Origin of the sequence: Chryseobacterium daecheongense, from assembly GCF_003729955.1 — a bacterium.
Taxonomy (GTDB): Bacteria; Bacteroidota; Bacteroidia; order Flavobacteriales; family Weeksellaceae; genus Chryseobacterium; species Chryseobacterium daecheongense.
In genome coordinates, this window is record NZ_RJTX01000002.1 from 364,247 (window position 1) to 390,059 (window position 25,813).

A 25,813-nucleotide genomic window follows, 5' to 3' on the forward strand; every position below is an offset into this window, starting at 1 on the left:
AATTATCCTCCTATTGTTGCCATTGACTGATGTATTTGCGAGGTGGTCAGGCTCAGTTTTTGAGCTTCCCAGCCATCTTTCGGTTTTTTGTGTATGCTACTGATGATGATGTTTTTCAGCGCTTCATCTGTTTTTCCCATACGGATTTCATCTTTCAGGTTTACGCCAGTTCCTTCATATAAACAAGTTCTGAGGATGCCGGAAGGAGTGATTCTGATCCTATTGCAATCTCCGCAAAATGAACGGGTATAAGCTGCAATTATCCCTACATCTCCTGTAAATCCTGGGATTTTATAGTTATATGAGGTTGAACTTTTAGGATCATCTATCTTTTGGATTTCAGGGAAATGATTTTTGATGTGATTATAAATTTGGGCAAAATTCCATTTCAGGGAAATATCATTATTGCCACCATTAAAAGGCATTTCTTCAATAAATCGGACATCTACCGGAAGTTCTTTTGTGAGCATTACCAACGGAATAATATCTTCAGTATTTTGCCCTTCCATGACCACCGTGTTGATTTTTACCTTTAAACCATACTGTAATAAGCCATCTAAAGTTTTCATGACTTTATCAAAGCTCTTTCTCCGGGTAATTTTGAAAAAGCGTTCCTTGTCAAGAGTGTCAAGGCTTAGATTGACAGATTTAATCCCGTATTTTTTTAATAGTGGAATGTATTGTTCGGTAAGAAGGCCATTGGTGGTTATGCTGAGATCAGTAAGTCCGGCTAATTGTGATATACTTTGGATAAGCCCAATACTGTTTTTTCGGACAAAAGGTTCTCCTCCTGTTATCCTGATTTTGTCTACTCCCAACTCCGTAAATACCGAACAGATTCTGAGCATTTCTTCGTCAGTCATTAATTCATTTTGCTTAATCCAGGGAAGACCGTTTTCCGGCATACAATAGGTACACCGAAGATTACACCGGTCTACGATAGCAAGTCGAAGATAGTTTATGCTCCTTCCAAATTGATCTGTCAACATTTAAATAGAATAAGTCTTATTACAAATATACTGAATGTTTCTCTCCTAAAAAGGGTATTCTATACTTACAGATAATAGATAATATTTATTTCACAATTTTGGATATTGACAGGTCTTAATATTGAATTTCATTAACTTTATCGAACATTAAACAAGAGATGCAACAAAAGAATAATTCAGCTGTTTTGAAAAGTTGGGATAAAAAAAATATCGATGTTATTTATCAGGGCGAAATAAGTTCTTCCGAACTTAACCGATTTCCTGATAATTCTTTCACAATCATTATCTTAGATGAATGTAAGGAAGGTAACTGTATTACGGATATTGATACATATCCCTTGAATTCCTGGCAGTTATTTGTTCATCTTCCTAAAAGAAAATATACTTGGGATCTGCCCCTGCAGGCGAGCGGAAGAAGACTGATCATTAATGATTCTATTCTGGAAACATTTTCTCCAACATTAAAACATACTTTTTCGCCTCACAGTACATACGAAATGATCCAGTCAAACGAAGAAGCCTATGAAAAATTCAGTATGGAGTTTGATGCGATCCGTAAAGAAATACATTCGGAGGTTGTGTTTCCGGAACTTATTAATGCAAGGGTGAGACTTTTGGCGCTGATGATTAATCTTTGGATAGAACAGATGTATGGAAAATCTGCATTAAGTGATCACAATAATCCTGCTTTCCGGTTCCATGAGCTTGTTGAAACCCACTACAAAACGCAAAAAGGTGTTGCCTTTTATGCTGAACAACTATGCATTACTCCCAATTATCTCGGAGTTCTGTGCAGAAAGCAATATAAAATATCTCCATTGGAATTTATAAGACAAAGAATATTATTGGAGGCCAAGAAATTATTACATAGTTCAAATAAATCAATTAAAGAAATAGCCTTTGAGCTTGGATTTAACAATTTCTCTCATTTTTCCTATTTTTTCAGATCCCAAACAGGCTGGACTCCGAAGAACTATAGGATAACTATGGAAAAAAGTTAATTAGATAGACATAAAAGTTAAGACATAAGGAACTTGACATGAGGACAAGCCTGATCTCAAAAAGCTGAAGTGTAAACTCCAGCTTCATTAATTTAGTCGTTTAAACGTTAACCAGTTATTTTCAGTGATTGGATATATCCATCAGACAATTGAAAATGATACTTCAACACAATAGGGCTGCCTGGAAAAGTTCCTGAAGCTTCCGCTGATAAGATGTTTTCTTTTTCGTTATAGTCTAGTGGTTTCATAACGGCATTGTATTCTTTGTTGGCTTTGTCAATCCAGTTTTCAATTTCAACTTTTCCGTTATGAGTTTTGCCTTCATCAAATACCTCTGCATTTTCAGTAAAACAGTTTGAATACGCTACACTGTCAAAATTGTTTTGCGCTTCAATTAAATCTATGATAACTTTTGGTAAGTTCATTTTATTGTATTTTAAGATTATTAAACTGTTGGCACTGTGCCACCATCGATTACAAATTCAGTTCCTGTTAAGTAATTGGCTCTTGGTGAAACAAGAAAACCAACTAATTCAGCTACCTCTTTCGGTTCGGCAGGTCTTCCGAAAGGTATTCCACCCAATGCATCCATCACACTTTGTTGTGCTTCTTCTACAGTACTATTTGCATTTCTCGCAATTTCACCCAGCCAGGCTTCCGATGCTGTTGTATTGATCCACCCTGGCGAAACAGTCAGTACCCGAACACCTTTGGGGGCAACTTCGTTCGATAAACTTTTACTATAGTTTCTCAATCCTGCTTTTGAAGCTGCGTAAGGTAAGGTTGAATCATACAGGGGTAATTTACCCTGAATTGAAGCAATATGAATTATAACACCGGTTTTGCGTTCGATCATTTGTGGTAAAAAACCTCTGTCCAGCCGAACAGGTGCAAGCAGATTAGCTTGTAGGGTCGATTCCCAATCTTCATCATTCAATGCGGCAAAGCCACCCGCAGGTGTTGATGAAGAACCAAGATTGTTTACAAGAATGTCTAGTCTGCCATAAGTGGCAAGCACTTCGCGGATTACTTTTTGTGTTCCTTCTGCCTTACTCAAATCGGAAGGGATGAAATGCAGGTTGCTGTTTTCTTTTTCAGGAGCGTTTCTTGCAGTAGTAATAACCGTTGCGCCGGCTTGTAAAAGTCTCTCTGCTATTGCTTTTCCGGCTCCTTTTGTTCCTCCAGTTACCAAGGCGATTTTACCCTGAAGTTCGTTGTTGTAATTAAATTGATATTCCATTGTTGAATTCTTTGATACAAATTTCCGAAGTATCACTTTTTCAGGCAATAACGGAAAACCGAATTGCATAGGGATAATTTATTCCCCTATTGTACAATTTGTTACATTGGACTAAATTTGTGTATGCATGAAAGAAAAATACCTTTGAATTTGAACTGTGGTCTTGACCTTATCGGTGAAGTCCTTTATGGTAAATGGAAAATCCGTCTGTTATGGTTTATTAATGAAGGCCACCGGCGCCCAAGTGAATTGCAACGTAAAATTCCGGATGCTTCAAGACGGGTTCTCAATATCCAGTTGAAAGAACTTGAAGAGCATGAACTCGTTACAAAGAAAATCTTTGCTCAGGTTCCCCCAAAAGTTGAATATTCCCTCACAGATTTTGGTAAAACCTTAATTCCTGTCATTTCTGCATTAGGAAACTGGGCAGATAAAAATGAAGATAGACTGAGAAGAGTAATTTTAAAGAGAATGGAAGAGCATGCTTGAGATTAAACAATATTCAATAAAAAAGGCATCACTTATCTTTAAGTGATGCCTTTTGTGAGCGCGAAAGGATTCGAACCTTTGACCGTCTGCTTAGAAGGCAGATGCTCTATCCAGCTGAGCTACGCACCCTTAAAATATGATTCTCGCTTAGTAAAATAAGCTCGTAAAGTCGGGGCGGCAGGATTCGAACCTGCGACCTCCTGGTCCCAAACCAGGCGCGATGACCGGACTACGCTACGCCCCGAATATATTGTTAAAGAAAGCGGAGGGTAAGGGATTCGAACCCTTGCGACACTTTCGCGTCGACAGTTTAGCAAACTGCTCCGTTAACCACTCCGGCAACCCTCCTTTTATCTTTGTTTTCTAATGATCGCTATTGCTTTATTGCGAGTGCAAATATAGAGCAGATTTCTTTATTTACCAAATATTTTTCAAGAAATTTTTGTGTATTTTTGAGGTGATAAACGACTTAAAAATAGACACCAATGCGTAAGATATTATATTTCATAGGATTAGGAACATTCATCCTTTCGTGTGCTCCGCAAAAAAATGTTAAAACAAGCTCTTACAGGCCAAAACCCACAACAACACAGCCAAAAACTGTAGTAAAAACACCCACTACTGAAAAAATAAAACCTCAGATTACGAATGATCGGGGAGTAGAATTTTTCACAACCAATATTGCTGATCCTACAAAGAATGATAATACCATAAGTTATGGTTCCATCGTTTCAGCAAAACCAACCGGATATAAAGTCGTGAAAACATATTTTCCCGCTATTGCCCAGAATTTCAGACAGCGATATTTAATATTACATTACACAGCATTACCTGATGATAAATCCATTACTGTCCTTACACAACAGGCGGTAAGTGCTCATTATTTGGTTAACAATACCGGAGATAATGAAATTTATCAGTTAGTGGATGAGAATAAGCGCTCCTATCATGCAGGAGTAAGCTCTTGGAGAGCAGATAAAAACCTTAATGATACTTCTATCGGTATCGAAATCGTTAATGCCGGTTATACAGCCGACAGCATAGGAAAAAGGCTATTTGTGCCTTTCAATGATGCTCAGATCAGAAAAGTGGCTGCTTTAGCTAAAGATATCATCACAAGATACCAGATTCCGGCAACCAATGTATTGGCACATTCAGATATTGCGCCAACAAGAAAACAGGATCCGGGACCATTATTTCCTTGGAAAAAACTCTATGATGAATATCAGATAGGAATGTGGTATGATGAAGCAACAAAACAAAGCTATTATGATCTTGCAACCGTAGATTTCGCTGCAAAATATAATGAACCGTCATTTATCTTTAATGTTCAGACCCAGTTGCAAAAATTCGGATATGGAGTAGAGCCAGGTGGAAAATGGGATGATGCTACCAAAAAAACAATTGAAGCATTCCAGTATCACTTCCGCCCTCAAAACTATGATGGAATTATGGATGCAGAAACATGGGCTATATTGCAAGCTTTGATTCAAAAATATCCTGTAAAATAAATCTAATGCGCATCGGTTAAGATGCGTTTTTGTCATCATTAAAACAAGAACATAAAAAATCAAAATACCTGTAATGGAAAATTTCAGAAAAGAAAGCGATTTATTAGGAGAGCTGAATGTGCCTGTAAATGCTTATTATGGAGTTCAGACTCAAAGAGCGATTGATAATTTTAAAATTTCCGGTCAGCTTCTTTCCTCCTATCCTGAATTCATTAAGGGACTTGCCTTTGTAAAGAAAGCGGCTGCAAAAACCAATTATGAATTAGGACTGCTGGACGAAAATTTATATTTCAAAATAGCGGAGACATGTGATGAACTTATTGAAGGCAAGCTTCATGATCAGTTTCCAGTAGATATGATTCAGGGTGGTGCTGGAACTTCTATTAATATGAATGCCAATGAGGTAATTGCCAACAGAGTGCTGGAAAAATTGGGCAAAAATAAAGGGGAATATGAATTTTGTTCTCCGAATGATCATATTAACCTTTCACAGTCAACCAATGATGCCTATCCTACAGCCATCAAAATGGGATTGCTTCAAATGAATGAAATTCTGGTGATCAAACTTCAGAAAATTATTGAGGCTTTCCGTGCCAAAGGAAAAGAATTTCAGGGAATCATCAAAATGGGAAGAACCCAGCTTCAGGATGCTGTTCCAATGACATTAGGGCAGGAATTTGAAGCATTTGCAGCAACTTTGGAAGAAGATATTTTCAAACTTAATAACAATGCCAACCTTTTTGTGGAAGTTAATATGGGAGCTACTGCCATCGGAACAGGATTAAATGCTCCGGTAGGCTATGCAAGACTTTGTGCGAAAAATTTGGCTCAGATTACGGGATATCCGGTGATTTCAGCTCCTGACTTAGTGGAAGCGACTCCGGATACGGGATCATATGTGATCTATTCCTCTGCAATGAAGCGTCTTGCCGTAAAACTTTCCAAAATATGCAATGATTTACGATTGCTTTCTTCAGGACCCAGAGCCGGCCTTTTTGAAATCAATTTGCCTCCGATGCAGCCAGGTTCATCTATTATGCCTGGAAAAGTAAACCCTGTAATTCCGGAAGTGGTCAACCAGGTGTGCTTTAAAGTCATAGGAAATGATCTTACCGTTACTTTTGCAGCAGAAGCAGGGCAATTACAGTTGAATGTAATGGAACCTGTGCTTTCTCATGCTATTATGGAAAATATCAACTTCCTTTGCAATGCTTTAGATACGCTTCGTGAAAAATGTGTTGTGGGAATTACCGCAAACAAAGAAGTATGCTTAAACATGGTAAAACACAGTATCGGAATTGTTACGGCTCTTAATCCGTATATTGGATACAAACAATCTACACAGATTGCCAAAGAAGCTTTGGAAACAGGAAAAAGCGTTTACAATCTGGTATTGGAAAAAGGACTGCTTTCCCAGGAAAAACTGGATGAGATCCTTGATCCGGCCAATATGCTGAAGCCTCATAACAAATAATATAAAATGATAAATGATCAGTTATGGTCATTTATCATTCATCATTTATAATTAACGGTGAGATTTTTAATTATTATTCCTGCACATAACGAAGAGAATAACCTTTCATTTACTTTACAATCTTTACAGCAACAAAGTTTTAAGGATTGTAAAGTAATGATCGTTAATGACGGTTCCACAGACAGAACTCCGGAAGTGATCAAAGAATATACTGATCATGATCCTCGTTTTCAAACCATCAATCTTCAGAAATCGGCGCATCAGCCAGGTTCAAAAGTGGTTAACGCCTTCAAAAAAGGGTTAGAAACTCAGAATTTAGATGAATTTGATATCATCTGCAAATTCGATGCGGATATCATTCTGCCTGAAAACTATCTTGAAAAGATTGAAAAAGCCTTTAGTGACAACCTTGAATATGGTTTGGTAGGAGGCTTATTGTATATTGAGAAAAACGGAGAGTGGGTATATGAAGGTAACTCCAATAAACATCACGTACGCGGTCCTATGAAGGCTTATAGAAAGCAATGCTTTGAAGCAATCGGGGGATTGCGAGAAACATTGGGATGGGATAACATAGATTCTGTTCTGCTTGAAAACTTAGGCTGGAAAGAAATGGTTTTACCGGAATTACATGTAAAACTAATTAAAGTCAAAGGTGCCGATTATACCGTAAAGGAATCACAATATTATGGAAGGTATTTCTACTTTTTGGGATTACAGCGCTTTTTAGCTTACGTTGCTTCTGCCAAAGAGGCTCTGAAAAGCAAATCTGTTGCATTTTTCTTCCAGATCGTGAAAACCTATGAAGAGTGCAGATCAAAAAAACTGGAATTAAAAATTACAAAAGAAGAAAAGCGAGTGATCAATGAGCAGCGATGGAAAGCTTTAAAGAAGAAATGGCTTAAGAAATAAGAAATTTGAAAAAAATAGCATACATAGAAATTGATACCCATGCGGAAATTGCACAGGGATTCATGGAAATCATACAAGGTTCGGAAGAATTTGCGGTAGATTATTATTTTTCAAAAAGAATTAAGGATAGAGTAAAGGAAGATGGAGAATCGGTTTATCTTTCAGACAGCTCCATGATCCTGGATCAATTGAAATTAAAACGATATGATCTTGTCATTATAGGAACCGTCCATCGTTATTTTAATACTTTCCTGACTATTGTTCAGCAGTATAATGCAGCGGTAATTACTCACAACCTTAATTTCATTAAGGCCTCAAAGCTGAAACTAATCAGTGCTATTTTCAGAGAAGATATTTTCTACAGACTTAAACTTTGGTGGAAAGAAGGCCTGGTTTCTGCTCCTGAAGTGTATAAAAAGGCGAAGAATCTATTGGTTTTAGATCAGGGACTGGTTGCCGGAAAGTATACATTCTTGCCGCTTTTTTATACAAAGAAGTATGATCAGCCTGAAAATAAGGCTCTTACAATAGTGATCCCGGGAGGTGTTTCTCAGAAACGCAGGGATTATGATCATATTTTTAAAACCATTCAAAATTCCAGGATGGCGGAGAAATACACTTTTATATTCTTAGGAAAAACACAAGGAGAAGAATTAAAAAAGCTTCAAAAACTTTCTCAATCCCTGAATGAAAATATTCAAATAAAATATTTCTCCGAAAGAGTTTCAGCAGAGGAGTTTGAAAGCTGGATGCAGAAAGCAGATGTGTTGTGGTGTCCTGTACAGCAGGAAACTGAATTTTTCAGCCAGAAAGAGATATATGGAGTTACCAAAATGACGGGAAATATTGGTGACGCTATTACATACGGTAAATTGGCTGTTTTTCCGTCCAAATATCCTTCGTCTCTGCCTTTTATTATTCCTGAACAAGACGATGTAATAAAGCAGTTTGAAGAACTTGGAAACAAGCATTTCAATTTTCAGGAAAGTTACAGTAAAGACACCGTACAAAAACGTTTGGAAGAGGTCTTGAAAAGCATGATGGCTATTTAAATTTCAAAATACTTTTAATGAAATTGATATTCAAATAATTCTCTACCGGAAATATCTTTGTAAAATAATTCCCAATATAGATCAAAGCTAATACAACTGCAGGCTTATAGATAAGATTAATGAAATTACTGTTGAAATTCGGAAGCACAATGGCAACTGTTATAGCCAAGGTGCAGATGATGGAAACAAAGATCATTTCAATACTCAAAGGCGACACCTTGAATACAATATAATTAAAAATGATTTTGATAACATTGTAAGTGGTCAGGGAAATAGCGGTAGATAAAGCAATTCCGATTAGCTTTAAGTCGGTGTTTTTGATGAAATAATAATTAAGTCCAATAGTAAGCCCGGCAAGCAGAAGCATCACCAGAATATTGAAGCGGTAATATTTGGAAAGGGAAATAATATTCCCATTAAAACCTGTCGCCAAATCTACTAAAACAGCAGAACCCCAGATCCAGACTACAGGTTCATATTCTCTGAGCATGGTTCCGTTTTTGGGCATAAACTGCGTCAAGTAAGGAAATCCGACCATAATATAAGAAAATAAAACTGCCCCTAAAAAATATAAAGATAAGGACGTTTTCTTATGAAACCTGTCAAGCTCTTCCATGTCACCGTCAATCAGCGTTTTGTTAATGATTGGTGCGGAAATATTGAACAAGCCCAGCTGTGGAATAGAAATAAGGGAAATCAATGCATACAAAACAGAATAGATTCCTACTTCTTCCATGCCCAGGAATTCACCGATCATAAAGCTGTTAATCGCCAGATAATTTCCGAAAGTTCCCAAAAAACCAAAAAAACTGTAATTGAAAAACTCTTTCCAGAAATTATTCTTCCTGAAATATTCCGTATTGAAATCCGGTTTTATTTTTTCTAATCTGTTCGTATAGTAAATATATCCGAAAAGCATCAGAGCAAATATTCCAAAGAAAAATGCAAAAGCCACCTTTTGGGATAACGCAAAATAGAAAAACAGGCAGAAAGCGCCAAGATTAGCTATTTTAGGAAAAAGATTATCAAAAATATTAGAAACAACAATTCTTTTATAATTGGAAGTGTATTTATTAAAAATAGCACAAAAGGAAAGAACCAGAATCAGTGGAAGAATCATCTCTTTGATCTTCCATGCTTCCGAACTTCTGAATTTCGGATAAATATAGGGGAGAAGAAAAAACACAATTGTAAAAACCAGGAAATTGACAAAAATGGTCAATAATGATAAAGAAAGCATATTTTGATTTTTGCCATCCTTTTCCACCTTATGAAAAAACTTCACATTGGAATAAGAGATTCCTAAGACCACAAAAGGGACCAGCATTTCTGCTGTGGGAAGAATGTAGCGAAGTTTCCCATAAAATTCAAAATCATTCGGGAAAATAAAAATTGCTGAAACCGTACCCAACAAAAAACCAATATACCCAATGATGGAATATTTGAATCCTTGTCTTGCCACTACACTCATAATACTGTTTTAAGGTTTTTGGGGAATAAAAATAATGTTGTTGATGTACTCGGTTTTGTTCTTTTCATCACTGGTATTCCGGGTAAGGATCTCTTCGGAAAGTTTTTCAAGTTCAAAACTCTTTCTGTTCAGGTATTTAGCTTCATATCCCCAACTTTCAATCTCCGAAATATCATTCCAGATAGGTTTTTCATGATGTCTTTGCTCCATTTCCACCATCAGTGTGGGAAGAAACTTCTTAATTGTTTTTTTTGCCCCTGAAAGGGTTTTCATTTCATTGCCTTCCACATCTATTTTAATGAAATCCAGCCTTTGAAAATGTTCCAATGTTGGCCAATCGTCCAACTTGATCACTTTTACCTTTTCCGTATAACTTTTTTGCTCGCCTTGTTCTTTATAGGTAGTATTAAGTGTTCCCCTTGAAGCGATGATTTTACCATTGATGACAGGAACTTTAAACTCTGCCGTAGTATTTTCGTCCGAAAGAGCTAAAGGTAACACCCTCATAGAAGAAAATATCCTTTTTAAACGTCGGAATAGCTTTTTATTGGGCTCAAATGCATACATGTTTTCATGATTCAGTTTGTCTTCAAGCTGATACAGAAAAGTTCCGACATTAGCGCCAATATCAAGAATAACAGCATTGTTGGGAAGGTATTCTTTGATCCATACCAGTTCCGGTTCCACATTTCTTTTTGAAAAATTATCCTTTGTAAGATGATTTAAATTCTTGAAATATCTTTTCTTATAAAAATCCGGACTTATATATTGTAATTTTTCTGCAATTCTTTGGTACAAAGACATCCTTTAGTTTTTGGCGAGTAGCAAATATACGTAAAAATGTTAAACTAATGTTAAATTGGTTAAATTGTAAATGATTGATAATCAGTAATTGATATTTATTGATGGTTTTCAAAAAATTGAATAACAGAACATTAAGTAACCCTATAACTAGAGCATACTGAAATACGTTCTACAAAAACGGAGCATTTAAAAAATCATTCAAAGGTTTCATCAGTTTAAAAATCTTAGCAAGGTTTTTCACCGCGTTTTTATCCAGTATTTCCTCATCTTTCAGGTTATATACTACAATGAAATTTTTAAGCTTTAAATACTCTGCCATTGGATCTTCCTTTTCAAAGCCCTGAGGTACCTTTTTCAGTTTATCATCCTGATCCAGTTCAGGGAAATGTTTTTTAAAATCCTTTTGATTTAAAATTTTCAGGAAATCCTCTCCGTATAACGAAATTTCTTTTCGTACTTCCTTTAGAACAGAAGATTCCGGCATGTAAATTCCTCCCGCAAGAAAAGATTTTTTAGGCTCTAGATGAAGGTAGTAACCTCCTTTCTGGCTGCCTTTTCCCATTCCCAAAGAAGCCCCGAAATTGGTTTTATAAGGAGATTTATCTTTTGAAAATCGTGTGTCTCTGTAAATTCTGAACAATGATTTCTTAGCATCAATTTTTGATAATTCTTCATCGAAGCCACCCATCTCTTTAATAAGATCTTCCAGAAAATTAATGACATTTTCCTGAGAATCTGTATAAAGACCTTTATTTTCAGTGAACCATTCCCGGTTATTATTCTGGGTAAGTTTTTTTAAAAAATCGAATGTTTTTGAAGAAAGAGTAGCTGACATTTTTTTATTTTTACTCAAATGTAATTAAAACTGTTCATACCCCCAAGTTGCATGCCGCCTACAAATTATATTTTTTTCGAGAAAAAAAATCCAATAATTTGATTATGAAAATATTGTTGAAATGTAATTAGATACCCAATAAAAAAAATACATTTTTTTTGAGAAAATTCTAAAATGAATATGCTTTTTCAAAATAAAATTATTAATCTCGTAATATTACTTGAAATATAATTCAAATAATAATTGTATCTTTGCAAAAATTTTAAAATATTTAATGAATTTATTTACGGAGTCCAATTTAAGTCCTGACATCCTTAAGGCAATTGGCGAAATGGGCTACGAAAGCCCGACAGAAATCCAAAAACAGACTATCCCTTTTATTCTTTCAGATATTCGCGATCTAATCGCACTTGCGCAGACTGGGACAGGCAAAACAGCAGCATTTTCGCTTCCGATTTTGGATATGATTGACGATACGAGTCGCAAAATCCAACTTTTGGTGCTTTGTCCGACACGGGAATTATGTCTTCAGATTGCTAAAGACATAAAAAACTATTCTAAATACATGCAGAACATCAAAACAACTGCGGTGTATGGTGGAAGTAGTATTACCGAACAAATGAGATCTTTAAAGGATAAGCCACAGATCATCGTGGGAACTCCGGGAAGAGTCATTGACCTTATCAACAGAAAAGCTCTTGATTTTTCAGCGATTCACTGGTTAGTATTAGATGAAGCTGACGAAATGCTTTCCATGGGTTTCAAAGACGAATTGGAAACAATTTTAAGCGAAACTCCTGAAACAAAGCAAACTTTCTTGTTCTCGGCTACGATGAATAAAGAAGTGGAGAGAATTTCTAAAAATTATCTTACAAAGCCACATCGTATCTCTGTAGGTTCTATTAACGAAGTTAAAAAGAACATTACCCACGAATATTATGTAGTAGGGTACCGTCAGAAAAAAGAAGCTTTGAAGAGATTAATTGATGCCAATCCAAATCAGTATTCCATTATTTTCTGTAGAACAAGAATGGAAACTCAGGAAGTGGCAGATTTCTTAATGCAGAATGGATATGCAGCAGATGCGCTTCACGGGGATCTTTCCCAAGCGCAGAGAGATACGGTAATGAAGAAGTTCAGACTGAAAAATATCGATATCTTGGTAGCAACTGATGTTGCAGCGAGAGGACTAGATGTTAATTCTCTTACGCACGTAATCCATTATTCTCTGCCGGATGATCCTGAAGTATTCGTTCACAGAAGCGGAAGAACAGGTAGAGCAGGAAAAGACGGTATATCAATGGCGTTGATTAAGCCTGAAGAAAGCAGAAAGCTAAAGCAGATCAAGTTCTCAACCAAAATTGAGATCAACGAGAAATTTATTCCTACTGGGGATGAGATCATCAAAGCTCAGGTTGGAGGTGTCTTTGAAAAATTATTTACTGAGCACGAAGATCTGTTTGAATTTGATGATAAACTGATTCCGGACTTAAGCAACTTTACCAAAGAAGAGCTTGTTCACCAGTTATTACAGTTCCAGTTAAAGGATTTGGCACTATATTATAAAGATAAGCATGACCTTGTTGAACAGAAGCTGAGCAACAGAGATGATGATTATTCAAGAAGAGACAGAGGTCGTGACAGAGATAGAGGAAGAGACCGCGATAGAGGTGGAGACAGAGGAAGAGAGCGCGGAGGAAAACCAAGAAGAAAGAATGAAAATATGGTAAGATTCTTCTTCAATCTTGGTAAAAAAGATCAATTGAAAAAGCTTGATGTTTTAGATATAATCAATAAAGCGACGGCCGGAAAAAGCAAAAAAAGAGCGGAAATCGGTGACATTGAAATTTTAGAGAAATTCTCTTTCTTTGAAGTGGAAAAATCGTTTAAAGGAGATCTTTTGAATAATATCCAATCAATGAAGTTCAGAGGAAAAGATATGAGAGCTGAAGAAGCTAACTAATTTATATCATAAATTTTATAAAACCGGCCTGAAAGCCGGTTTTTTTATTTGATAATCAGGTGTTAAGCTTATGTTAATAAAACTTAACATTAGATTGTTTCAGGTACCATGCTTTTTTAAGAAATTTGCAAACAAATTATAAAAACTTTACAATGGGAATTGGTAATATTTTCCACGCTTTTCAACCAAAAGATAAAATCTTCTTTGTACTTTTCGAAAAAGTAACTGAAAACCTAGTTGCAATGTCTGAAGAATTCAATAATGGAGTAAAAGACTTCGATCTTAATGACGACTCTATGTTGAAGAAAATGAGCGACTACGAACATAAAAATGATGAACTTACTCACGAGATTTTCGTAGAATTGGGTAAAAACTTCATCACACCGTTCGATCGTGAAGACATTCATACATTAGCTACAGGGCTGGATGATATTGCAGATTACATTTATGCTTCTACAAAATACATTTTCTTATATAAATCTCCACTAATGAGAGCGTACGCAGATTTCTCATTATTAATTCATAAAGCTTGTCTGGAAATCCAGAATGCAATGAAAAACCTGAAAGGGTTTAAAAATATGGAGCAGGTAAAAGAAGCTTGTATCAAAGTAAATTCTATTGAAAATATTGCAGACGATTTGCTTTCCAACTCAATGGTAGAATTATTTGAAACCAACGATGCTATCAATATCATCAAAGTTTCCTCTGTATTGAACTATCTTGAAATTGTAACTGATAAAGCAGAAGATGTTGCCAACACGATTGAAAACATCATGATTAAATACGCCTAAACAATAATAACAATGGAATTTCCGGTTTTACTTATAGTTATTATTGCTTTGGCCCTGATCTTTGATTACATCAATGGATTCCACGATGCAGCCAACTCAATTGCAACTATAGTTTCTACAAAAGTATTAACTCCATTCCAGGCTGTACTTTGGGCGGCATTATGGAACTTCGCGGCTTTCTTTTTGGCAGCGTATGTAATTGGAGAATTTAAAATTGGTAACACGATTGCCAAAACAGTTAATGAGAATTTTATCACCCTGGAAGTGATATTCTCAGGTCTTGTTGCAGCTATTGCATGGAACCTTTTAACATGGTGGTTTGGAATTCCTTCCTCATCATCTCACACCTTGATCGGTGGTTTTTTAGGAGCTGCTTTAACGCATGCTTTTATGATGGATTATCACGATGTGGTAGCAAGTCAGCCTGATCTTGGTTTTATAGATACTGTTAAGTTAGCTTTTCATCAGTTAACAACTCAGGATGTTGTGAAATTTAACAAAGTGATTCCTATCTTTTTGTTTATTTTCATGGCTCCGATTATAGGAATGATCATTTCGATTATTATCACTCTGATCATTGTTCATCTTTATAAAAAATCAAACCCGCATAAAGCAGATAAATCGTTTAAAAGATTACAGCTTGTTTCTTCCGCTTTATTCAGTTTGGGACACGGTTTGAATGATGCTCAGAAAGTAATGGGTATTATTGGTGCTGCGTTGATCTACTATCATGTACAGGTATTGAATGATCCTATTTATGTCAATCTTGAATCTGCAGCACGTTTCGATTATTTTGCGGAACATTACCTTTGGGTTCCTTTGGTTTCTTTCTTGGCAATTGGTTTAGGAACCATGAGCGGAGGATGGAAGATCATCAAAACAATGGGAACTAAAATTACGAAAGTAACATCATTAGAAGGTGTAAGTGCGGAAACAGCAGGAGCGATCACGTTGTTCATCACAGACCACTTCGGTATTCCGGTTTCTACTACACACACCATTACCGGTTCCATTATCGGGGTAGGACTAACAAAAAGAGTTTCTGCCGTAAGATGGGGAATTACCGTAAGCTTACTTTGGGCATGGGTATTAACGATTCCTATTTCGGCGATCGTTGCAGGAGTTACCTATCTTTTAGTAACCTGGTTATCGTAAAAAAAGCAGATATTTAAAATAAAAAAACTTTGCCTTTCGGGCAAAGTTTTTTGTTTTATAAAGCCCTGAAAAATTGTATTTTTGTTGAAATTATAGCATTTTATGGAATTTTTAGACAGATACCAACAAATGGTTGCCACAGCCATTACCAAATACACCTTCAAAGACAAGCCTACTGAATTGTATGAACCCATGAACTATATTATTTCTCACGGAGGAAAGCGCCTTCGTCCGATCATGGTTCTTATGGCTTGCGATTTATTTGGAGGTGATCTTGAACAGGCAGTAAAACCGGCACTGGCTATTGAATTTTTCCATAATTTCACTTTGATCCACGATGATATCATGGATGAAGCTCCATTGAGGAGAAATAAACCTACCATTCATACATTACATGGACTCAACGTAGGTATCCTTTCCGGAGACGGATTGATGCTAAAGGCGTATAAATTCTTTGAAGACCTTGAGCCTGAAATTTTCAAAGCCTGTATCAGGATTTTTACTCATACGGGATTGTTATTATGTGAAGGCCAACAATATGATATTAATTTTGAAACCCAAGAAAATGTGACGTTTGATGATTACATCAGAATGATTACCTACAAAACAGGGGTTTTGAGCGCTTCATCTTTTGAAATCGGAGCATTGATCGCAAGAGCAAACTTTAAGGATGCCAAAGCTATTTTTAATTTCGGGAAGCATATAGGAATTGCCTTCCAGATTATGGATGATTATCTTGATGTATTTGGGGATCAGGCACAATTCGGAAAGAAACATGCAGGAGATATTTACGAAAATAAAAAGACCGTTCTTTATTTATTGGCAAGAGAGCATGCTACGGAAGAAGAAAGAAAAGAATTAGATTACTGGTATTCTAAAAAGACGGACAATATTGATAAAGTATACGGGGTTGAAAAGATCTTCAGAAGAACTAAAGTAGACGAGAAAGCGTTACGTCTGATTGAAAAGCATAATGAGATCGGACAAAGTTATCTTCAAAAAATCAATATACCGGAAGACAAGAAAAAGCCGTTCATAGAGTTGGCGAATTATTTGCTAAGAAGAGAAAGTTAAATTAGGTAGCCGATTTTAGGTTGCAGGCAGCATTTAACTACAACCTAACACCTTCAACCTACCATCTATACCAATGAAATTCAGGACTGAAGTAGACATTTATGAATCGGAGTACAAAATAGAAATTGAAGATAAAATATTTTCAATTGGATCTTGTTTTGCGTCAGAAATGTCGGATTTGTTCAAACAAGGACAGCTTCAAACCGTCAATAATCCATTTGGAACCATTTTTAACCCGTTTTCAATCAATAACTCGATACAAAGGCTCCATGATTCAGAATTTTATACGGAAGAGGATTTAATCACGTTTAATGATGAATACATTTCGCTGGACCATCATACAGATTTTGATACACGATATATTCATCAGACCCTAGAGAAGATCAATGCCAAGATAGTTGAAGGCAATCAATTTCTTCAGGAGACCAACTGGGTAATCATTACTTATGGGACTTCGTTCATTTATGAATTTATTCCTAAGAAAAAGCTGGTGGCCAACTGTCATAAGATTCCTCAGAAATATTTTGAGAAGAGACTTTTAACGCAGCAGGAAATTACGGATTCTATTTATAATACCATTTTAAATCTGAAAGATATTTGCAGGGATGATGTACAGATTCTGTTCACTGTTTCCCCGGTTCGTCATACCAAAGACGGAATGGTTGAAAATCAGTTAAGCAAATCTAAATTAATCACTGCCATTCATGAAGTGATTTCAGGATTAGAAAATTGCCATTATTTACCTATTTATGAAATGGTAATGGATGATCTCCGCGATTATCGTTTTTATAAAGAAGATATGATTCATCCGAATTCCCAGGCGATCAATTATATTTTTGAAAAATTCGGGAAAGCTTATTTTTCTGAAGATACCCAGGATTTCATCAAAGAAAATTTCAAAATCAATAAAGCTCTAGAACATAAGACCGAAGATCCGAAAGATCCGAAATATATTGAATTCAAAGAAAAGCTGAATCACAGAATTGAAGTTCAGCGGAAGAAAGTAAAGCATAAAATTTTTTCAAATGATTGATTTTACAAGAATTGATTATTTGAAGGATGGTAATGAAAGACAGAGAAGAGCGTATGAAGTTTTGAGGAAATATAAAGTTTTTGAAAAATTAAATGGCTGTTCTCCCATTCTTACCGGGACAATTCCGATAGGGATTGATATAGAAACCAGCGATCTGGATATTATTTGTGAAGATGATCTGGAGTATGAAGAAGATTTTCTGGAAATTCTGGCATTAAGCGGTTTGATTCCACATGATGTTGAAGTTAAGGTTGAAAATATAGTTGTAGATGGTAAAAAATCTATTGTGATTAACTTTATGCTGGAAGAATTTCCCATTGAGATTTTCGTACAGAATACGCCAACTGTTGAGCAGAATGCTTACAGACATATGATAGCTGAATACAAAATCTTAGAAGAAAAAGGAGAAGAATTTAAACAGAAAATAATAGAATTAAAGAAAAAAGGAATCAAGACAGAGCCTGCTTTCGGAATGTTACTGAACCTTGAAAACCCTTATGAAGATCTATTAAAATGGTAAAAAAATGATTGATACACATACGCATTTATACGCAGAAGAATTTGATGAAGACAGAAAAGAGGCTATTCAGAGAGCTTTGGATAAAGGAATTACGGAGTTTTACCTTCCGGCTATAGATTCTGAGTCTCACGAAAAAATGCTTCAATTGGAAGCAGGATATCCCGGACAAATTTTTTCCATGATGGGATTGCATCCTTGTTATGTAAAGCCGGAATCCTGGGAGAGAGAACTGGAAATTGTAAAAAATTATCTTGATCAAAGAGATTTTCCTGCAATAGGTGAGATCGGGATCGATCTGTATTGGGATACAACGACATTAGACATTCAGGTGAAAGCTTTTGAACAGCAAATTGACTGGGCTATTGAAAAAGATCTACCTATCGTTATTCATACCAGGGAAAGTTTTGATGAAGTCTTTGAAGTCTTAGAAAGAAAAAAACACCCGAAACTTCGAGGCATTTTCCATTGCTTTTCCGGAAACCTGGAACAGGCTAAACATGCTATTGATCTGAATTTTATATTAGGAATCGGTGGTGTAGTCACTTTTAAAAATGGTAAAATAGATCAGTTTTTACATGAAATTCCCTTAGAAAAGATTGTTTTGGAGACGGATTCCCCTTATTTGGCTCCGGTTCCGCACAGAGGAAAGCGTAATGAAAGCTCCTATCTGGATTTAGTGGTAGGGAAACTAGTGAACATCTATAACTTGGATTTTGCTGAAATTGACAGGATTACTACTGAGAATGCAAAAAATATTTTTGTATAAAACTATAAATTGAGTCAAGCTTAAACACAAATGAGGAGAATTTCTAAAGAATTGAAATTGTATGGTTACTTAGGATTTCTTGCCATAGTTTTGTCCTATGTAATTGCCCAATTGTATGTGAAATCTCACCTTCCGGAATTGGGATGGACCATATCTGATTGGCTGATCAATTACGAGGATGGAGGGTTCAAAAGAAGGGGACTGGCTGGAAGCATCTTTTTCTTTATTCAGGATAGTTTAAAGATTCCGCTTAATACACAGGTGTTTATTATCCAGACGTTATTTTTTCTTCTCATCTTCTATTGTTTTGCCCGTTTATTACTTTCCAAAAAGCTTAATTGGGATATTTTAATCTTACTTTGTTCGCCGCTTTGTCTTCTGTTTATTCCTGTAAATATTTTTAATTCAGGAAGAAAGGAAATTATTTTAATGGCATTATTGGTGTTTTATGTGAATGGTAAACCAGACAGGTTTAAAAATGGATTACTCTTTACGGGCTATATTATCGGATTGTTTTTGCATGAATTATTTTATTTCTATCTGCCATTTGTAATGGCAGCTTATATGATAAAGGCGAAAAAAACAGATTTACAATATATAGTAAGCTTGTTTGCAGCATCCACACTGGTGGTGTTTGTATTGTTCTTTTGTGGAGGTGAACTGAATCAGGGACAATCATTAGAATTCTTACAACAGAGAGGGGTACAATTTAATAAATGGAATATTTTCACCTATGATGCCGTAAGAGAAAGAAAAGATATGCTGGATGCTTATCCGTCTTATATGCTGTTTGCCTCAGAACTATTGTTAATGATCTGGTTGTTTTTCCTTTTCGTGAAAAAATATTTGCCTCAAAAAGTCAATACATTCAAAGCATTTATTGTTATTTCCTTGGTATGGGTAAGTCCGCTTTACTTTTTAGGAGCTGACTGGTTCCGGTGGAATCATATTTATTCATTATTACTGATTATTTTGATCATTTCCTCATTACCGGATAACGAGAGCAAAACTCCTTATATAGAAGGGAAAATGAACCTTCCTTTACTGCTGCTGAATGTATTTTTCTTTATTGTTTTCTTCCTTCACATACAATATGATACTTCAGGCAATTCAATTAAAAGTGTAATACAATATATAAAAGGCAAAACTCCTTTTTAAAACTTAAAAAGCTTTCCATCCGGAAAGCTTTTTTCTATTTTTTTCTTGTAAAATTTTTATTCTTGGGCTTTTTATACCCTACAGCTACATCAGGATTCTTCTTTTTATTATTTCTGGATCTTGAAACCGGAGTGGTTTTAGGCTTTTCGGCTCCTGCCGGAACAGGCTTATTGTTGGAGTCTCTTTTTTGAGCTACCAGATTATCCGTGTGGAAAGGATGATCTTTGATTACAGGAATTTTCTTTCCGATCAGTTTTTCTGTATTTTTTAAGTTCAATAAGTCTAAACCGTCCACAAAAGAAATGGAAGTTCCTTCTGCACCTGCTCTTCCTGTCCTTCCGATTCGGTGGACATATGTTTCCGAAACATCCGTCAATTCAAAATTAATAACGAATTTCAGTTCATCAATATCAATTCCTCTGGCTGCAATATCAGTGGCAATCAATACCCTTGTTGTTCCGTTCTTGAAATTATTTAAAGCATTCTGGCGGGCATTCTGAGATTTGTCTCCATGAATAGCCTGAGCTGAAATATTGCTTTTTATGAGCTTTTTCGTAATCTTATCTGCTCCGTGCTTTGTCCTTGCAAATACAAGAACAGAGTCTGAAATATCATTCTGAAGAATATGGGTAAGAAGATTCAGCTTATCTTCCCTTTCCACAAAATAAACCGATTGTTTAATGGTATCAGCGGTAGAAGAAACAGGAGTTACTTCAACCTTTACAGGGTGGTGTAAAATGGAATCTGCCAATTTCTGAATTTCAGCAGGCATTGTGGCGGAGAAGAAAAGCGTTTGCCTTTTTTCAGGTAAAAGCTTTATGATTCTCTTGACGTCATGCACAAAACCCATATCAAGCATTCTGTCTGCTTCATCAAGAACAAAGATCTCGATGTTTTTTAAGCTGATAATTCCCTGGGAAATAAAATCAAGCAATCTTCCAGGTGTTGCTACCAATATATCAACTCCTTTTCTTAAGGCAGCTTCCTGGTTGCCTTGCTTTACCCCTCCGAAAATAACAAGTTTTTTTAGCGGAAGGTATTTTCCATATGCATTGATATTTTCTTCGATCTGTATCGCCAACTCTCTTGTAGGAGTAAGAATAAGTGCTTTTATATGTCGGTTAGGCGTTTTATTGTTCGTTAAATTCTGTAAAATCGGAATAGCGAATGCTGCTGTTTTTCCGGTACCTGTCTGTGCACATCCCAGAAAATCTTTTCCTTTCAAAATCTCCGGAATTGATTGTTCCTGAATTGGGGTGGGTTGAGTGTACCCTTCTTCCTTAATTGCTTTTGCAATAGGTTCTATTAAGTTTAAATCTGTAAAATTCAAATGAATTGTTTTTTAATTAAATGAAAATTCCTTCAATATGAAGGAATTAGCTTGTGCAAAGGTAGTTTAAATATTTTAAAACGTTTATTTTACTTTAGTCCACTGCTGATTATGTTTCAGATCTTCAAAAAACTGGTATACCTGTGATAACTTTTCACTTCCGTTTTTTCCATAGTCTTCTACATTTTTTGAGCTTCCATCGGCAAAACTGATTCTAAGATAAGATGAAGGAAGATCTGTAATATTGTGATTTCCATATTTATCCTGTAAGCTTTTAACATTCAATCCGTCCAGTAATGCAACCAGTTTATTATAGTCTGCTTCTTTGATCGTAGCTTTAAAAGTTCCTTCGCGGCCTTTGGAAAAATCAGCTTTTGAGGGGTTCTTACTGAAATTAAAATGCTCCGCTTCCAAAACTGCTGTTCTGTCCGGATTGATCGTCATTGTAAAGATGGGACAGAATCCAAAACATGCTCCGGCTTCATATTCAATTTTAGAATACTTTGATTGTGCTTTTTGAGTAGTGCATGAAAACAATAATACAAATGCAAAAAGACTTAATACATATTTCATAATTCAAAATTTACGGAGTTCAGTCAAGAACTGTTCCAAAATGAATTGCATTATATGACCAGGTAGGGATCATATAAAAAATGCAACGAATTATATAAATATTTTTTTATTATAGGATATATATTTAACAAAAAACAAATAATGTCTTATGAAAAAAATTATTCTTTTGCTGGGAGCAGTTTCTGCTCTTGGCGCAAATGCACAATCATGGAATCTTACAGGAAATTTGGGAACCAATCCGGGAACGGATTTTATTGGAACTACGGATAATCAACCTTTAGTTTTTAAGACCAACAATACGGAAAAAGTAAAGATCACACCCAATGGGAGATTTATATTTTTTAATGTGACAACGCCCGGTCAGATTTGGGATAAAAATCTTTTTTTTGGTGGCGGGTATGATAACCCGACCGGCTTTTATAATACTGCTTTTGGAATGGGATCGCTAACTCAAAATGCTTCAGGTAACGGAAATACAGCGTTAGGAAATAATACAATGTCTCTTATAACATCAGGGGATAATAATGTAGCTATAGGGCAAAATAGTATGAGGAATACACAATCCGGATCGTTTAATACAGGTGTAGGAATGAATGCTTTAGAACATTTTCAGACTGGAGTCGGAAATGTGGGGTTAGGAAATTCAGCTATGGGTTCCGGAGGGTTAACCGGTGATTATAATCTGGCTGTAGGAACCAGTGCTTTAAGATATATCAACAATGGGAATTTCAACGTGATAGTAGGAGCAGATTCTTTTAGAGCGGTTGTAAGTGGATCTAACAATATAAATGTAGGATACTCCAATGCAAGATACATTACCTCCGGAAGCAATAATATTTTTATTGGAAGCAATATTGTACCATATACAACATCGCCCAATAACGAGCTTAATATTGGCAACTGGATCATAGGAAACAACGGAACCATAGGAATCGGGGCATTTATCAATCCATTACCGTCAGATGGAATAGCATCCGATGGAAATAAATACAAACTCTTCGTAAAAGATGGTATAAAAACAGAAAAAGTGAAAGTAGATGTTTCTTCAGCTAACGGTTGGGCAGATTATGTCTTCGAAAAAGATTATAAACTCATGCCCTTAAAAGATCTTGAAAAATATATTAAAGGAAACGGTCACTTACCTGAAGTCCCTACCACAGAAGAAGCCATTAAAAATGGAATTGAATTAAAAGAAATGAATATTCTCTTGCTGAAAAAAGTAGAAGAGTTAACATTATATGTAATTGAGCAGCAAAAACGTATCGATGCTCTTGAATCTAAAGGACAAAATTGAAATAAAAAAGGATCAACAATTTGTTGATCCTTTTGTTATGATATGTCTATCCGTGTAATTTTTTCCAGATAGCATCCTTTAATTCTGTAAGTCCTTCTCCCGTAACTCCTGAGAAAAACAGAGGCTGTTTATTTTCCGGAAATTCTGCTGCGATTTCTTTTTTCAGTTCATCATCCAGAAGATCAGATTTTGAAATGGAAATAATGAAATCTTTATCAAGCAGTTCAGGATTATATTCTTTCAATTCATTTTCAAGGATTTTGAATTCCTGGAAATGATCTTCAGAATCTGCCGGAATTAAAAATAAAAGAATAGCATTTCTTTCAATATGTCTTAAAAATCGGTGTCCAAGACCTTTTCCTTCTGCAGCTCCTTCAATAATTCCCGGAATATCTGCCATTACAAAAGATTTGTAATTCCTGTAGTCTACAATTCCTAAATTGGGAGTTAAAGTTGTGAAAGCGTAGTTGGCAATTTTAGGTTTTGCAGCTGAAACTGACGCCAGAAGAGTAGACTTTCCAGCATTCGGGAATCCTACCAATCCTACATCGGCTAAAATTTTAAGCTCAAAAGTAATATAGCCTTCTTCACCCGGAAGTCCCGGTTGTGCATATCTAGGAGTCTGGTTGGTAGAAGACTTGAAGTGCTCATTTCCCAGACCGCCTTTTCCTCCATGCATCAGAATGATTTCCTGTCCGTCCTCTAAAATTTCCCCGATAATTTCCCCGTCTTCATTTTTAGCGATGGTACCAATAGGAACCTCAATATAAACATCGGCTCCAAAAGCTCCTGTCAACTGATTTTTACCTCCGTTCTCACCACGTTCTGCTTTGACGTGACGGGTATAACGAAGGGGAAGTAAAGTCCATTCGTGGGCATTCCCTTTCATAATGATGTGTCCGCCTCGTCCACCATCACCACCATCGGGCCCTCCTTTCGGGATATATTTTTCACGGCGGAGATGGGCAGAACCTGCACCTCCGTGTCCGCTTTTACAATGAATCTTTACGTAATCTACAAAATTTGACATTTCTTATAATTAGGAGTTATGAGTTATGAATTATGAGTATGAATTGTAAAAACTTATAACTCATCACTCATCACTTTTAACTATTTAATTTTCTCTACTTCAGCAAAAAGTTTCTGGGCAATCTCATCAATTTCTCCCACACCGTTTACCTCTACATATTTACCTTGCTGTTTGTATAGCTCGGCAACTTCTGCTGTTTTCGTATAATATTCTTTAATTCTGTTTTCAATGATCTCTACATTGCTGTCATCCGATCTTCCGCTGGTTTCCCCTCTTTTTAGCAATCTTTCCACTAAAATCTTGTCTTCCACGATCAGAGAAAGGCAAATATCAATCTCATCATTCAGCTCTTCTTTAACGATTTTTTCCAATGCTTCTGTCTGAGCAACAGTTCTTGGATATCCGTCAAAAATAAATCCGTTCGTATCGGTAGGCTTTCTGATCTCATCGATCAGCATATCTGTTGTTACCTGGTCCGGAACCAATTCTCCTTTATCGATGTAAGACTTAGCCAGTTTTCCCAGTTCAGTATCGTTTTTCATGTTATATCTGAAAAGATCACCGGTAGAAATCTGCTTTAAATTAAATTTTTCGATCAGATTTTGTGCTTGTGTTCCTTTTCCACTTCCTGGAGGGCCGAACAGAACAATGTTTATCATTTTTTACTTAGTTAGATATTTTTAAAATTGAATTTCAGATTTTGAAATTATTCGTTGATTTTTCCTTCTTCCAATTGATATAAATTAGGCAGGTTTCTTCCCAATTCATCATAATCCAATCCATAACCAAGAACAAACTTGTTAGGAATTTCTTTTCCAATGTAGTCCAGTTTGAAATCTTTCTTGTACACCTCTGGTTTTAATAAGAAAGAAGCCAGCTTTACCGATTTCGGACGCTGTGTTTCCTTGAAATATTTGAAAAGGCTTTCCACCGTATTCCCTGTATCTACAATATCCTCAACAAGGATAATGTGACGGTCTTTCACGTCTTTGGTAAGCTCCATTTTCTGGTAAACAATTCCGGTAGATTCTGTTCCTACGTAAGAACTCATCTGGATGAATGCAATTTCGCATTCTCCCGGATAATATTTTAAAAGATCAGAAAAGAACATGATCACTCCGTTCAAAACCCCAATGAAAACAGGAACTTCGTCCTTGTAATCTTCATAAATTTTTAAAGCCGTAGCTTTTACAATCTCCTGAATTTCGGCGTCCTTTAGATAAGGCACGAATGTTTTGTCGTGAACTTGAATGCTTTCCATAAATAAAATTAGTAGTTGGCAAAGTTACGGATTTTTGATGAAAATATTTTCCTGTTTTATTTCAGGTTCCGAAAAGGATTTAAGTTG

Annotated in this window: 26 protein-coding genes and 3 tRNA genes; 15 read left to right on the forward strand and 14 right to left on the reverse strand. The window is 35.9% G+C overall.

The window, feature by feature from the left end; all coding sequences use genetic code 11:
- Positions 1–2: 2 nt before the first annotated feature.
- Positions 3–989 carry a GTP 3',8-cyclase MoaA gene (gene moaA / locus EGI05_RS10110; RefSeq protein WP_123262937.1) on the reverse strand — a complete coding sequence of 329 codons (987 nt, stop codon included), beginning with the start codon at positions 987–989 and terminating at the stop codon, positions 3–5.
- 158 nt (positions 990–1,147) lie between these two features.
- Between moaA and EGI05_RS10115 the strand changes: the two genes are divergently transcribed.
- Positions 1,148–1,990 carry a helix-turn-helix domain-containing protein gene (locus tag EGI05_RS10115; protein WP_123262938.1) on the forward strand — a complete coding sequence of 281 codons (843 nt, stop codon included), beginning with the start codon at positions 1,148–1,150 and terminating at the stop codon, positions 1,988–1,990.
- Positions 1,991–2,097: 107 nt separating this feature from the next.
- Here EGI05_RS10115 and EGI05_RS10120 read toward each other — a convergent pair whose 3' ends face one another.
- Positions 2,098–2,415, reverse strand: a complete 318-nt coding sequence (locus EGI05_RS10120) for a nuclear transport factor 2 family protein (protein WP_123262939.1) — start codon at positions 2,413–2,415, stop codon at positions 2,098–2,100.
- A gap of 20 nt (positions 2,416–2,435) precedes the next feature.
- Positions 2,436–3,266 (reverse strand): SDR family oxidoreductase, encoded by an 831-nt coding sequence (locus EGI05_RS10125; protein WP_228428583.1) that lies wholly within the window; start codon positions 3,264–3,266, stop codon positions 2,436–2,438.
- An 87-nt stretch (positions 3,267–3,353) separates the two neighbouring features.
- On the opposite strand from EGI05_RS10125, the gene EGI05_RS10130 reads away from it, so the two are divergent.
- Complete coding sequence (locus EGI05_RS10130) at positions 3,354–3,719, forward strand: winged helix-turn-helix transcriptional regulator (protein ID WP_123262941.1); 366 nt, start codon at positions 3,354–3,356, stop codon at positions 3,717–3,719.
- A gap of 55 nt (positions 3,720–3,774) precedes the next feature.
- Here the strand turns inward: EGI05_RS10130 and EGI05_RS10135 are convergent.
- From EGI05_RS10135 to EGI05_RS10145, 3 genes are all read right to left on the reverse strand, one after another.
- A tRNA-Arg gene (locus EGI05_RS10135) sits at positions 3,775–3,848 on the reverse strand.
- A gap of 40 nt (positions 3,849–3,888) precedes the next feature.
- Positions 3,889–3,963: transfer RNA gene (locus tag EGI05_RS10140), tRNA-Pro, on the reverse strand.
- Positions 3,964–3,982: 19 nt separating this feature from the next.
- Positions 3,983–4,067: transfer RNA gene (locus tag EGI05_RS10145), tRNA-Ser, on the reverse strand.
- A gap of 137 nt (positions 4,068–4,204) precedes the next feature.
- Here EGI05_RS10145 and EGI05_RS10150 point away from each other — a divergent pair.
- The 4 genes from EGI05_RS10150 (at position 4,205) to EGI05_RS10165 (ending at position 8,668) form a co-directional block, all read left to right on the forward strand.
- Entirely contained in the window at positions 4,205–5,230 is a 1,026-nt protein-coding gene (locus EGI05_RS10150; RefSeq protein WP_123262942.1) for an N-acetylmuramoyl-L-alanine amidase, read from the forward strand.
- Positions 5,231–5,303: 73 nt separating this feature from the next.
- Positions 5,304–6,704, forward strand: a complete 1,401-nt coding sequence (aspA, locus tag EGI05_RS10155; RefSeq protein ID WP_123262943.1) for an aspartate ammonia-lyase — start codon at positions 5,304–5,306, stop codon at positions 6,702–6,704.
- Between the two features lie 57 nt (positions 6,705–6,761).
- Positions 6,762–7,616, forward strand: a complete 855-nt coding sequence (locus EGI05_RS10160) for a glycosyltransferase family 2 protein (protein ID WP_123262944.1) — start codon at positions 6,762–6,764, stop codon at positions 7,614–7,616.
- Positions 7,617–7,621: 5 nt separating this feature from the next.
- Positions 7,622–8,668: a hypothetical protein gene (locus tag EGI05_RS10165; RefSeq protein ID WP_123262945.1), complete on the forward strand. Its 1,047-nt coding sequence runs from the start codon at positions 7,622–7,624 to the stop codon at positions 8,666–8,668.
- Here the strand turns inward: EGI05_RS10165 and EGI05_RS10170 are convergent.
- The 3 genes from EGI05_RS10170 to EGI05_RS10180 all read right to left on the reverse strand — a co-directional run bounded on the left by EGI05_RS10170 (position 8,661) and on the right by EGI05_RS10180 (position 11,778).
- Complete coding sequence (locus EGI05_RS10170) at positions 8,661–10,139, reverse strand: lipopolysaccharide biosynthesis protein (protein ID WP_123262946.1); 1,479 nt, start codon at positions 10,137–10,139, stop codon at positions 8,661–8,663. The two genes, EGI05_RS10165 and EGI05_RS10170, sit on opposite strands and share 8 nt — an antisense overlap.
- 9 nt (positions 10,140–10,148) lie before the next feature.
- Positions 10,149–10,943 carry an FkbM family methyltransferase gene (locus EGI05_RS10175; RefSeq protein WP_123262947.1) on the reverse strand — a complete coding sequence of 265 codons (795 nt, stop codon included), beginning with the start codon at positions 10,941–10,943 and terminating at the stop codon, positions 10,149–10,151.
- A gap of 169 nt (positions 10,944–11,112) precedes the next feature.
- Positions 11,113–11,778 carry a DUF2461 domain-containing protein gene (locus EGI05_RS10180; protein ID WP_123262948.1) on the reverse strand — a complete coding sequence of 222 codons (666 nt, stop codon included), beginning with the start codon at positions 11,776–11,778 and terminating at the stop codon, positions 11,113–11,115.
- A gap of 274 nt (positions 11,779–12,052) precedes the next feature.
- Here EGI05_RS10180 and EGI05_RS10185 point away from each other — a divergent pair, with 274 nt between their 5' ends.
- The 8 genes from EGI05_RS10185 to EGI05_RS10220 all read left to right on the forward strand — a co-directional run bounded on the left by EGI05_RS10185 (position 12,053) and on the right by EGI05_RS10220 (position 20,238).
- On the forward strand, positions 12,053–13,741 hold the full coding sequence (locus tag EGI05_RS10185; protein ID WP_123262949.1) for a DEAD/DEAH box helicase: 1,689 nt from the start codon (positions 12,053–12,055) through the stop codon (positions 13,739–13,741).
- Positions 13,742–13,893: 152 nt separating this feature from the next.
- Entirely contained in the window at positions 13,894–14,532 is a 639-nt protein-coding gene (locus EGI05_RS10190) for a DUF47 domain-containing protein (RefSeq protein WP_121461250.1), read from the forward strand.
- Between the two features lie 12 nt (positions 14,533–14,544).
- A complete protein-coding gene (locus EGI05_RS10195; protein WP_123262950.1) occupies positions 14,545–15,687 on the forward strand; it encodes an inorganic phosphate transporter in 1,143 nt (380 codons plus the stop codon).
- 102 nt (positions 15,688–15,789) lie between these two features.
- Positions 15,790–16,761: a polyprenyl synthetase family protein gene (locus EGI05_RS10200; RefSeq protein ID WP_123262951.1), complete on the forward strand. Its 972-nt coding sequence runs from the start codon at positions 15,790–15,792 to the stop codon at positions 16,759–16,761.
- 73 nt (positions 16,762–16,834) lie between these two features.
- Positions 16,835–17,794: a GSCFA domain-containing protein gene (locus EGI05_RS10205; RefSeq protein ID WP_123262952.1), complete on the forward strand. Its 960-nt coding sequence runs from the start codon at positions 16,835–16,837 to the stop codon at positions 17,792–17,794.
- Complete coding sequence (locus EGI05_RS10210) at positions 17,787–18,314, forward strand: DUF4269 domain-containing protein (protein WP_123262953.1); 528 nt, start codon at positions 17,787–17,789, stop codon at positions 18,312–18,314. Before EGI05_RS10205 ends, EGI05_RS10210 begins: the two co-directional genes overlap by 8 nt.
- Before the next feature lie 4 nt (positions 18,315–18,318).
- Complete coding sequence (locus EGI05_RS10215; protein ID WP_123262954.1) at positions 18,319–19,080, forward strand: TatD family hydrolase; 762 nt, start codon at positions 18,319–18,321, stop codon at positions 19,078–19,080.
- 30 nt (positions 19,081–19,110) lie between these two features.
- Positions 19,111–20,238 carry a hypothetical protein gene (locus EGI05_RS10220; RefSeq protein ID WP_123262955.1) on the forward strand — a complete coding sequence of 376 codons (1,128 nt, stop codon included), beginning with the start codon at positions 19,111–19,113 and terminating at the stop codon, positions 20,236–20,238.
- A 34-nt stretch (positions 20,239–20,272) separates the two neighbouring features.
- Here EGI05_RS10220 and EGI05_RS10225 read toward each other — a convergent pair whose 3' ends face one another.
- A complete protein-coding gene (locus tag EGI05_RS10225; protein ID WP_123262956.1) occupies positions 20,273–21,568 on the reverse strand; it encodes a DEAD/DEAH box helicase in 1,296 nt (431 codons plus the stop codon).
- An 84-nt stretch (positions 21,569–21,652) separates the two neighbouring features.
- Entirely contained in the window at positions 21,653–22,141 is a 489-nt protein-coding gene (locus tag EGI05_RS10230) for a DUF6438 domain-containing protein (protein WP_123262957.1), read from the reverse strand.
- Positions 22,142–22,289: 148 nt separating this feature from the next.
- On the opposite strand from EGI05_RS10230, the gene EGI05_RS10235 reads away from it, so the two are divergent.
- On the forward strand, positions 22,290–23,435 hold the full coding sequence (locus EGI05_RS10235; RefSeq protein WP_123262958.1) for a hypothetical protein: 1,146 nt from the start codon (positions 22,290–22,292) through the stop codon (positions 23,433–23,435).
- 46 nt (positions 23,436–23,481) lie between these two features.
- Here the strand turns inward: EGI05_RS10235 and obgE are convergent, their stop codons facing one another.
- From obgE to EGI05_RS10250, 3 genes are all read right to left on the reverse strand, one after another.
- Positions 23,482–24,465 (reverse strand): GTPase ObgE, encoded by a 984-nt coding sequence (gene obgE / locus EGI05_RS10240; RefSeq protein WP_123262959.1) that lies wholly within the window; start codon positions 24,463–24,465, stop codon positions 23,482–23,484.
- An 80-nt stretch (positions 24,466–24,545) separates the two neighbouring features.
- On the reverse strand, positions 24,546–25,124 hold the full coding sequence (locus tag EGI05_RS10245) for an adenylate kinase (RefSeq protein ID WP_123262960.1): 579 nt from the start codon (positions 25,122–25,124) through the stop codon (positions 24,546–24,548).
- 47 nt (positions 25,125–25,171) lie between these two features.
- Positions 25,172–25,726, reverse strand: a complete 555-nt coding sequence (locus EGI05_RS10250; protein ID WP_123262961.1) for a phosphoribosyltransferase — start codon at positions 25,724–25,726, stop codon at positions 25,172–25,174.
- Between the last annotated feature and the right edge of the window lie 87 nt (positions 25,727–25,813).

Excerpts from the sequence above, each read along its gene's own strand:
- EGI05_RS10230 (WP_123262957.1), bottom strand. The coding sequence starts at position 22,141 with ATGAAATATGTATTAAGTCTTTTTGCATTTGTATTATTGTTTTCATGC.
- EGI05_RS10185 (WP_123262949.1), top strand. The coding sequence starts at position 12,053 with ATGAATTTATTTACGGAGTCCAATTTAAGTCCTGACATCCTTAAGGCA.
- EGI05_RS10115 (WP_123262938.1), top strand. The coding sequence starts at position 1,148 with ATGCAACAAAAGAATAATTCAGCTGTTTTGAAAAGTTGGGATAAAAAA.
- EGI05_RS10150 (WP_123262942.1), top strand. The coding sequence starts at position 4,205 with ATGCGTAAGATATTATATTTCATAGGATTAGGAACATTCATCCTTTCG.
- EGI05_RS10220 (WP_123262955.1), top strand. The coding sequence starts at position 19,111 with ATGAGGAGAATTTCTAAAGAATTGAAATTGTATGGTTACTTAGGATTT.
- aspA (WP_123262943.1), top strand. The coding sequence starts at position 5,304 with ATGGAAAATTTCAGAAAAGAAAGCGATTTATTAGGAGAGCTGAATGTG.
- EGI05_RS10215 (WP_123262954.1), top strand. The coding sequence starts at position 18,319 with ATGATTGATACACATACGCATTTATACGCAGAAGAATTTGATGAAGAC.
- EGI05_RS10195 (WP_123262950.1), top strand. The coding sequence starts at position 14,545 with ATGGAATTTCCGGTTTTACTTATAGTTATTATTGCTTTGGCCCTGATC.
- obgE (WP_123262959.1), bottom strand. The coding sequence starts at position 24,465 with ATGTCAAATTTTGTAGATTACGTAAAGATTCATTGTAAAAGCGGACAC.
- EGI05_RS10200 (WP_123262951.1), top strand. The coding sequence starts at position 15,790 with ATGGAATTTTTAGACAGATACCAACAAATGGTTGCCACAGCCATTACC.
- EGI05_RS10235 (WP_123262958.1), top strand. The coding sequence starts at position 22,290 with ATGAAAAAAATTATTCTTTTGCTGGGAGCAGTTTCTGCTCTTGGCGCA.
- EGI05_RS10210 (WP_123262953.1), top strand. The coding sequence starts at position 17,787 with ATGATTGATTTTACAAGAATTGATTATTTGAAGGATGGTAATGAAAGA.
- EGI05_RS10180 (WP_123262948.1), bottom strand. The coding sequence starts at position 11,778 with ATGTCAGCTACTCTTTCTTCAAAAACATTCGATTTTTTAAAAAAACTT.
- EGI05_RS10120 (WP_123262939.1), bottom strand. The coding sequence starts at position 2,415 with ATGAACTTACCAAAAGTTATCATAGATTTAATTGAAGCGCAAAACAAT.
- EGI05_RS10190 (WP_121461250.1), top strand. The coding sequence starts at position 13,894 with ATGGGAATTGGTAATATTTTCCACGCTTTTCAACCAAAAGATAAAATC.
- EGI05_RS10170 (WP_123262946.1), bottom strand. The coding sequence starts at position 10,139 with ATGAGTGTAGTGGCAAGACAAGGATTCAAATATTCCATCATTGGGTAT.
- EGI05_RS10175 (WP_123262947.1), bottom strand. The coding sequence starts at position 10,943 with ATGTCTTTGTACCAAAGAATTGCAGAAAAATTACAATATATAAGTCCG.
- EGI05_RS10250 (WP_123262961.1), bottom strand. The coding sequence starts at position 25,726 with ATGGAAAGCATTCAAGTTCACGACAAAACATTCGTGCCTTATCTAAAG.
- EGI05_RS10205 (WP_123262952.1), top strand. The coding sequence starts at position 16,835 with ATGAAATTCAGGACTGAAGTAGACATTTATGAATCGGAGTACAAAATA.
- moaA (WP_123262937.1), bottom strand. The coding sequence starts at position 989 with ATGTTGACAGATCAATTTGGAAGGAGCATAAACTATCTTCGACTTGCT.
- EGI05_RS10130 (WP_123262941.1), top strand. The coding sequence starts at position 3,354 with ATGCATGAAAGAAAAATACCTTTGAATTTGAACTGTGGTCTTGACCTT.
- EGI05_RS10245 (WP_123262960.1), bottom strand. The coding sequence starts at position 25,124 with ATGATAAACATTGTTCTGTTCGGCCCTCCAGGAAGTGGAAAAGGAACA.